The organism is Methanobrevibacter sp., assembly GCF_017447225.1.
Lineage (GTDB): Archaea > Methanobacteriota > Methanobacteria > Methanobacteriales > Methanobacteriaceae > Methanocatella.
Genome location: NZ_JAFSNZ010000013.1, coordinates 1 through 7,771 on the forward strand (window position 1 = coordinate 1; position 7,771 = coordinate 7,771).

General features: G+C 34.5%; 8 protein-coding genes and 1 tRNA gene. 4 read left to right on the forward strand and 5 right to left on the reverse strand.

What is annotated here, in order from left to right; genetic code table 11:
* The 3 genes from IJQ68_RS00985 to IJQ68_RS00995 form a co-directional block, all read right to left on the reverse strand.
* The coding region (locus IJQ68_RS00985; protein WP_292795786.1) for a F420-dependent methylenetetrahydromethanopterin dehydrogenase at positions 1–516 on the reverse strand (516 nt) is incomplete at its 3' end.
* A gap of 222 nt (positions 517–738) precedes the next feature.
* Positions 739–810: transfer RNA gene (locus IJQ68_RS00990), tRNA-Val, on the reverse strand.
* A 50-nt stretch (positions 811–860) separates the two neighbouring features.
* The gene (locus tag IJQ68_RS00995) at positions 861–2,309 is read right to left on the reverse strand and encodes a glycosyltransferase family 39 protein (RefSeq protein WP_292795789.1); all 1,449 of its coding nucleotides are present in this window, start codon (positions 2,307–2,309) and stop codon (positions 861–863) included.
* A 99-nt stretch (positions 2,310–2,408) separates the two neighbouring features.
* Between IJQ68_RS00995 and ilvE the strand changes: the two genes are divergently transcribed.
* Together ilvE and uppP are read left to right on the forward strand one after the other, a co-directional pair.
* A complete protein-coding gene (ilvE, locus tag IJQ68_RS01000; protein ID WP_292795790.1) occupies positions 2,409–3,332 on the forward strand; it encodes a branched-chain-amino-acid transaminase in 924 nt (307 codons plus the stop codon).
* 12 nt (positions 3,333–3,344) lie between these two features.
* A complete protein-coding gene (gene uppP, locus IJQ68_RS01005; protein ID WP_292795792.1) occupies positions 3,345–4,178 on the forward strand; it encodes an undecaprenyl-diphosphatase UppP in 834 nt (277 codons plus the stop codon).
* Positions 4,179–4,199: 21 nt separating this feature from the next.
* Here the strand turns inward: uppP and cobT are convergent, their stop codons facing one another.
* Together cobT and IJQ68_RS01015 are read right to left on the reverse strand one after the other, a co-directional pair.
* Complete coding sequence (gene cobT / locus IJQ68_RS01010) at positions 4,200–5,273, reverse strand: nicotinate mononucleotide-dependent phosphoribosyltransferase CobT (RefSeq protein WP_292795794.1); 1,074 nt, start codon at positions 5,271–5,273, stop codon at positions 4,200–4,202.
* Complete coding sequence (locus tag IJQ68_RS01015) at positions 5,270–5,767, reverse strand: hypothetical protein (RefSeq protein WP_292795796.1); 498 nt, start codon at positions 5,765–5,767, stop codon at positions 5,270–5,272. Before IJQ68_RS01015 ends, cobT begins: the two co-directional genes overlap by 4 nt.
* Before the next feature lie 63 nt (positions 5,768–5,830).
* Between IJQ68_RS01015 and IJQ68_RS01020 the strand changes: the two genes are divergently transcribed.
* The gene (locus IJQ68_RS01020; protein ID WP_292795798.1) at positions 5,831–7,429 is read left to right on the forward strand and encodes a bifunctional N(6)-L-threonylcarbamoyladenine synthase/serine/threonine protein kinase; all 1,599 of its coding nucleotides are present in this window, start codon (positions 5,831–5,833) and stop codon (positions 7,427–7,429) included.
* Positions 7,430–7,538: 109 nt separating this feature from the next.
* A complete protein-coding gene (locus IJQ68_RS01025; RefSeq protein WP_292795801.1) occupies positions 7,539–7,745 on the forward strand; it encodes a hypothetical protein in 207 nt (68 codons plus the stop codon).
* Positions 7,746–7,771: the final 26 nt, after the last annotated feature.

Consider the following 7,771-nt stretch of genomic DNA (forward strand, 5'->3'; position numbering starts at 1 on the left):
AGGTAATTCGATTTCTTCTCCAGCATCAGCAGCAGCGATTACACCGTCAATGGTTTTTTGTACTAATCTTAATGCACCAGTTTCTGCTAATACTTTTAAGATGTCAGCGTTGAAGATAGCCATTTCAGTTGGGTCTAACCATTCTCTTTTTGCACCGATCATTGGGTCAGACATTACAATAATGTAACCTAAACCTTGTTCATCCATTTCATCTTTCTTACCTTTACCTGGTGCATCACCGATGATGATTGCAGGTAAATCTTTTTCGGATAAGAGTTCTCTTGCTTTAGCAGGACCAGGTGCTCCTGGGTTTGGAGAAATGAATATTGCGAAATCAGGTTCAAATGCGTCTACTTTAGGGACAACATCTTCTACTTGTTCTGGGTTCATTTTTGCTCCAGATCCAAATACTCTAACATCTATATTTGGTCTGTCTGCTCTTTCGTCTAACAATAAATCGATAACTGGTGAAGTACCAATGTTACCACTTTTTATAATAGCAATTTTAACTACCATATTAAAAATCTCCTATATTTGTAATATTAAATATGGTAAGAAAATTATTTAAATCTTATTATTTATTTATTCTAGTTAACATCACGCATTTTTTATTAAAAATTATACAAAACTATAAAAAATTCTTAAATTTATATTTAAATGTTTAATAAATATGAAAATAGTTAAAGAATATTTAATTAATTTTTTTTTTAAATCAGTAATAAAAATAGTAAAAAACAGTGGTTCCGACGAGATTCGAACTCGTGATCCCCTCCTTGTAAGGGAGGTATCATACCACTAGACCACGGAACCAACATATTATATTATAATTTTAATATTATATAAGTTTTTCGTTAATATGTTCAATAGATTATTTCATATATTTTATATCCGATTGTAGCCTCATTTGTAGGTATTTCAGTAAAATTGAACCCTGATTCAGCATATGTTTCGTTCATATCAATATTATCAACATAATATATTTTTGATCCAGTATTTTTATAATAAATAATGTCTGGGTTATTAAGAAAATCATTAAGGTTAGAATCTGAAGGATTATACATGAAATGATGATTATTCGGTGCATAATATTTAAAAAGAGGGAAATATGCATTAGCATAATTAATTATAATTACATTATTTTCACCCATATTAGAAATATAATCGTGTTCTATTTCTGTTGTTGCAACGTCCTGGTTGTGGATTGGCATACATGCAAAAATACCTAATATTCCTATAATTAAGATTAATATAGTTATTGGAATGAAAACTTTTAGATTTTCGAATGATTTGGCAAGAAAAATGGAAAATACTAACCACATACATCCAATTACTGGAATTATATATCGGATATGAAAAATTGGCTGGCTTATAAGTGAAACAATAATTCCTATTGAAGGTACTAAGATAAATATTAATAATGTATTTGTAGTAAATTCATCTTTATTTCTGTAATATAAATATATAAAACTTACAAATAGCAATGTTCCAAGTATTGTAGGTGAAGCCAGTTCATTATTCCTTATAGCCTGATATGCTGGAGAAAAAATATAGTATATGTAACTAATCACTGTGTTAATTGATATTGGTGCAATCCAGTAAGTAGTATTAACATTTAAAATTTGCCCATAAGTTATTGGTAACCATGGGATATATGCGATTATGCAGATAATGGCGGATATTATCCAATTTTTGAGTAGTTTTTTATCTTTTCTGATGATGTAAATTAACATTACTAAATATATAGAAAAAGACGCTATCGCTGAAAAATAATGAGTATATATGGATAATATGGTTAAAACAGTTAAAATTGTCCATTTTTTCCAATTTGGATTATTTGTTATTTCGTATGCAAAAATTAAACTTGTAGTTATAAAAAACAATCCCCAGGAATACATTCTAACTTCAAGAGCTGATGTTAAAATTCTTGGCATTGAACAAATACAGAAAAAGAATATCCCTGCAGTCAGCATGCCAAAATTCTTTTTGATTTTTGTAATAGATAAAATTCCTATAAGTAATATGGGGATTAATGAAAAAATCTTTCCGGTTAATGTCAAATCAATGAAATAGAATATTTTACAAAATATTTTTAGGAAAACATAATATAAAATTGGATGGACATCATTTATAGAATAACTTATGAAATCATTCAACGGCATTTTTATCATCGCCAAAGAATATATTTCGTCAGCCCAAACTCCAAGTTTAGATAACTCTATATAAGAAGTAATTAATAAAAAGATTATTCCAATAATGAAAAAGATTATTCCAACGTAGTCTTCTTTATTATTGAATTTTAGAAACTTCATTAATCTATTTATATGAAATCTAATGTTATTATATTTTTTCATTAATTTTAAATAAAAATAAATCAATATACTATATGTAGTAAAAACGATGTGATAATTATGGCTTGGGACGATAGTGCAAGTAAAGTATGGATGGATGGAGAACTCGTAGATTGGAAAGATGCAACAATTCACTCACTTTCCCACGTAGTTCACTATGGAACTAGTGTTTTTGAAGGTATACGTGCATACAGCAATGAAAATGGTGTAGCAGTATTCCGTTTAAAAGAACATGTAAGAAGATTGTTCGACTCTGCAAAAATTTATAATATTCCAATTCCTTACACTGAAGAGGAAATAGCAGAAGCAATTAAAGAAACTGTAAGAGAAAATGGACTCGAATCATGTTATATTCGTCCAATTGTATTCAGAGGATATGGTGAATTAGGTGTAAACCCATTAAACTGTCCTGTTAACGTAGTAATCGCTGCTTGGGACTGGGGATCATACCTTGGAGAAGAAGGAATGGAAAATGGTGTTGATATCGGTGTTTCATCATGGAGAAAACCTGCTCCAGATACCTTCCCGGCTTTAGCAAAATGCGGTGCTAACTATATGAACTCTCAGCTGGCTAAAATAGAAGCTATTGAACATGGCTATGACGAAGCTATCATGCTTGATTATATGGGTTACGTTTCAGAAGGTAGTGGAGAAAACATCTTTTTAGTAGAAGATGGTGTCCTACACACCCCATCATTAGGATCTTCCAACTTAAGAGGAATCACAAGAGATTCCATAATGAAAGTTGCTCGTGATTTAGGCTACGAAGTAATTGAAGAAAGAATTGTTCGTGAAAGATTATATTTGGCTGATGAAGTGTTCTTCACTGGAACTGCAGCAGAAGTCACTCCAATCAGATCAATTGATCATAAAACTATTGGAATTGGAAAAAGAGGTCCTATCGCTGAGGAAATACAATCCACATTCTTTGATATTGTTGAAGCTAAAATTGAAGATAAATACGGTTGGTTAGATTATATTTAAGGTGTGTAATAAATGGATATTATTCAGGGAATTATTATTGGTATAGTTCAGGGGCTTACTGAATTTTTACCTGTAAGCAGTTCCGCACACTTAATTTTTATTCAAAATCTGTTGGGTGTTGAAAGCTCTCTTGCTTTCGATACTTTCCTTCATTTGGGAAGTCTGTTGGCAGTTCTGATTTTCTTCCGTGCAGACATCTATAAGATGTTGCGCGCATGGTGGCTAAGCCTTGGAGACATTCTGCAAAATAGATTCAAGGAAGGCTTTTATTCAGACCCTTACAAAAGACTGGCATGGTACGTTATTTTGGCTACTATTCCTGTTGGGGTTGTGGGAGTCCTGTTTGAAAGTCAGGTTGATGCTCTTTTTGCTGGAGCATTATATGTTCCGGGATTTTTCTTGTTTGTAACTGGTACAATATTGTACTTGTCTCAGAGAATGGCATCCGGCCAGATTGACATGTCCCATATGGGATGGTTCCAGTCATTATTCATGGGATTAGGTCAGGCCTGTGCAATAATGCCTGGTTTATCCCGTTCAGGAACTACCATTGCAGCAGGTTTAGTAATCGGACTTGATAAGGAATTCGCTGCCAAATTCAGTTTTATATTATCAATTCCAGCTATTTTTGGCGCATTCATATTGCAATTAAAAGATATTGGCCTGTCAATGAGTGGAGATGGTGCTGCCATAATTTTGGGTTTTGTAGCAGCATTTGTTTCAGGTTACCTTGCAATAAAATGGTTGCTTGACTTAATTCAAAATAGAAGTTTGGATATCTTCGCTTATTACTGCTGGATAGTTGGAATTGTGGTGTTTATGGGTTCAATTGCCCATATATTCTAAAAAAAGTTTAATGTAGTTAAATTAACTACATGTCTTTTCTATTTTTTTTCTTAATTTTTCTACAGGAACTCCACGGGCTAATGCAGTAAACATTGCTCCTCCGGCGCCTGCTCCTTCTTTAACAAATCCGTCAAGATAATTTTTCAAACCGTCATGGGTTGATTTTTCAAACTGTGGATCAACGGAATGAAGGGTTATATCTTCATCAATCTGTTTTAAAAGTCCGAGAAGGTCTGCAGTTTCATCACCCACAACAAAAACAGTTGTTGCAAGGTTAATTCTTGTAAAGTCAAAACTTGGTTTGATTGATTTTATTACAGCACAAACAGCTGCCATTTGGGTTCCGCCAGCCAATATTATTGGAATCTGTTCGTCAACACCTAAAACCAGTCCGGCTACTCCCGCTAAAATAGGATCTCCTACAGCACCAATTGCCTGAAGACCATCAATATTGTCTGTTTCAGGATCGAGTCCTGCATTTTTTAATCCTTCATCCACAATTTTTGTTTTCATGTCATGGGGATTGTGCGGCATGCTTCCACTTACCTTTTCGTTGGCATCATATCCAAGTGCCCTTAGCACTCCCAGTGCGGTTGTTGTACCGGCAGCTATGCTTTCTCCGATTATCAGCATAGGATGTCTTCTTGCAAGTTCGGCACCTAATTCACGGGCATTTTCATAGATTTCCAATGGGTTTAGGACACCTTTTCCGGTCCTTATATCTCTTCCGTATTCGTTACCGAATCTCATGCATTCAATGTTTGGTTTTATTTTACAGCCTGCATCAGCAATTATAAATGGGATATCTGCTATTTCCAAAGAGGCTTTTGTAAGCATTGCAGGTGTTGGAGCTGCTGCTTTTCCAACCACAGTTTGGGGGATTTCTTTCATACACTTAACATGGCCTAAAGTCATTAACTCAGCATCGGCTGCAGGTGTGTATTCAGTTAATTCTGCTGATGCTCCTGCTCCGGATAAGCCTGGAATCAATGATGTTTCAGTAGTTCCAAGTGTACAAATAAAAACGGGATCAATAACTTCACCTAAATATTCCATTAATTCCTCAGATCCATATGTTGTAATTCCTTCAATCATAATTTTTCCTCTATTTTTGTCAATAATTCGATAACTTTTTTGTTCTGATTAATAATCTTCTGATTCTGTAAAAATATTCTATTCAAATAATCTGCAGTTGTCTTTTCAGGCTTTCTATTAAATGTCTTACCATCTCTTGCTCTTGGAGGTATGCTGTCAAGTATTTCGTTCCTGGTAGGCGCTTCTTTTGGTCTTGCAGGAATCATTCCTTTGCTTTTAGGGGCATCGTCTGCAACCTCTTCAATGTAATTGTGGGAAACTTTCTTTTTTCCCTTTTCTTCCAAAAGCTCCATTAAGCGAGCATCAACTGCGGCTTCGCCTTTAAGCATTTCCTGTTCCACTTCATGATATAATCTCTTTTGGATGTTGTATGCATCATAAATTGGGATACCACGTTTTTGTGTTTCTTCTTTAAAAGCGTCATTAATATGGATATCCCCAGTTAACTTATTTACTCTTTTTTCTTCAACAGTGTTTGTGTTATAAAATCCCATATTAATCACTTTGTTTCTGATTAATTAAATATTATATGTAATGAGTTATAAAAAATAATTTGGTTGATAAAGTTGATATCTTTAGGAATTGAAGGAACTGCAGAAAAAACTGGTGTAGGTATTGTAGACGATGAAGGTAATATTTTGGCAATAGAAGGTTGCCAGCTATATCCTGAAAAGGGAGGAATTCATCCGAGAATCGCCGCTGAGCATCATGCTGAATGGATTCCAAAGCTGATACCTCAGGCTATTGAAAGCGCCGGAATTGACTACTCTGACATTGATTTGGTTTCATTTTCTCAGGGTCCGGGTCTTGGTCCGGCATTAAGAATTGTAGCGACTTCTGCAAGATCTCTTGCTTTATCATTAGACAAACCGATTATTGGTGTTAATCACTGTATTGGTCATGTTGAGGTTGGAAAACTTGATACTGGAGCGATTAATCCGGTTTCATTATATGTCAGTGGCGGAAACAGCCAGGTAATAGCTTATGAAAGCGGTCGTTACAGGATTTTCGGTGAAACTTTGGACATTGCTATAGGGAACTGTCTTGATCAGTTTGGTCGTGAAACCGGTTTGGGCCATCCTGGCGGACCTGTAATCGAAAAACTGGCCAAAAAAGGAAATTATATTGATTTGCCTTATGTAGTTAAGGGAATGGACTTTTCATTTTCCGGGCTGTTGTCTGCAGCATTAAGACAGCATCAGAAAGGTACTGATATTGAAGATGTCTGCTTTTCACTTCAGGAAACTGCTTTTGCAATGCTTGTTGAAGTAACTGAACGTGCACTTTCACACACTCAAAAGGATGAAGTGATGCTGTGCGGAGGGGTTTCTGCAAATTCCCGCCTGCGTGAAATGCTTAAGACAATGTCTGAAGAGCATGGAGCCAAATTCTACATGCCGGAAATGAAATTGTGCGGTGATAATGGTGTCATGATTGCATGGTTGGGCTTATTGACGTGCAAAGAATTTGGGCCTATGAAACTTTCAGATACAGGAATAATTCAAAGATTCAGAACAGATGAAGTTGACATTCCATGGATTGACAACTCTAAAAGCCTATTGAAATTGCCGGATGATTTGATTGCAAAAGGTGCCGAATCCAATATTATAAAAAGTTCATATATGGATGATGATGCAGTAATTAAAGCCAGAATTCCTAAAAGTTACAGAATTCCGGAAATCGACAATAAAATCAGAAAATCACGCTGCAAACTTGAAGCGAAATTACTGTCCGATGCCAAAAGAGCAGGGGTCAGAACTCCAATTTTATATGATATAGATTTGGATGAAAAGTCAATACTGATGGAATCCATTGATGGAGTAATGCTTAAGGATGTCATTGATGACGATTTGGCATATAAAACCGGTTTGGAAATAGCCAAATTACATTCAGCAGATATTATTCATGGTGACATTACTTCATCCAATATAATGCTTCGTGACGGTGAATTGGTATTTATTGATTTCGGATTGGGCAGATATTCTGATTTGGAAGAGGATAAAGCCGTTGACTTGCTTGTTTTGAAAAAATCCCTTCAAAGTATTGACTATGAAAAGGCAGTAAGTTACTTTGAAAGTGTTTTAAGGGGTTATAACAATCCCAAGATTATTGATAAAATTTCCGACATAGAACATCGGGGCCGCTACACACACTAATTTTTAGTCATACCTAAAAATTTAAATACACTCTCATAAAAATATATAAAACAGATATAATGCTTTTTTTGGGGATTATGTCTAGAAAATGATTTTTTTAAATTTATGCATGGGAGGTGTAAGTATCAAGAATACTCGAATATTGATGCTATTGATGATTCTTACCATCGCTATGATTACTTTAGGCTCTTCATCGGCAAACGATGTGGATACTAATGAAACCTTATCAATGGCGGAAATTGACACTATTGATATTTCACAAGAAAATATTATAGTTTTTTTGGAAAAGTTTATACCTTATGAAGTTCATATATAATAATTATGAAAGTCGCAAAAATTGAA

Excerpts from the sequence above, each read along its gene's own strand:
- cobT (WP_292795794.1), bottom strand. The coding sequence starts at position 5,273 with ATGATTGAAGGAATTACAACATATGGATCTGAGGAATTAATGGAATAT.
- ilvE (WP_292795790.1), top strand. The coding sequence starts at position 2,409 with ATGGCTTGGGACGATAGTGCAAGTAAAGTATGGATGGATGGAGAACTC.
- IJQ68_RS01015 (WP_292795796.1), bottom strand. The coding sequence starts at position 5,767 with ATGGGATTTTATAACACAAACACTGTTGAAGAAAAAAGAGTAAATAAG.
- uppP (WP_292795792.1), top strand. The coding sequence starts at position 3,345 with ATGGATATTATTCAGGGAATTATTATTGGTATAGTTCAGGGGCTTACT.
- IJQ68_RS00995 (WP_292795789.1), bottom strand. The coding sequence starts at position 2,309 with ATGAAGTTTCTAAAATTCAATAATAAAGAAGACTACGTTGGAATAATC.
- IJQ68_RS01025 (WP_292795801.1), top strand. The coding sequence starts at position 7,539 with ATGGGAGGTGTAAGTATCAAGAATACTCGAATATTGATGCTATTGATG.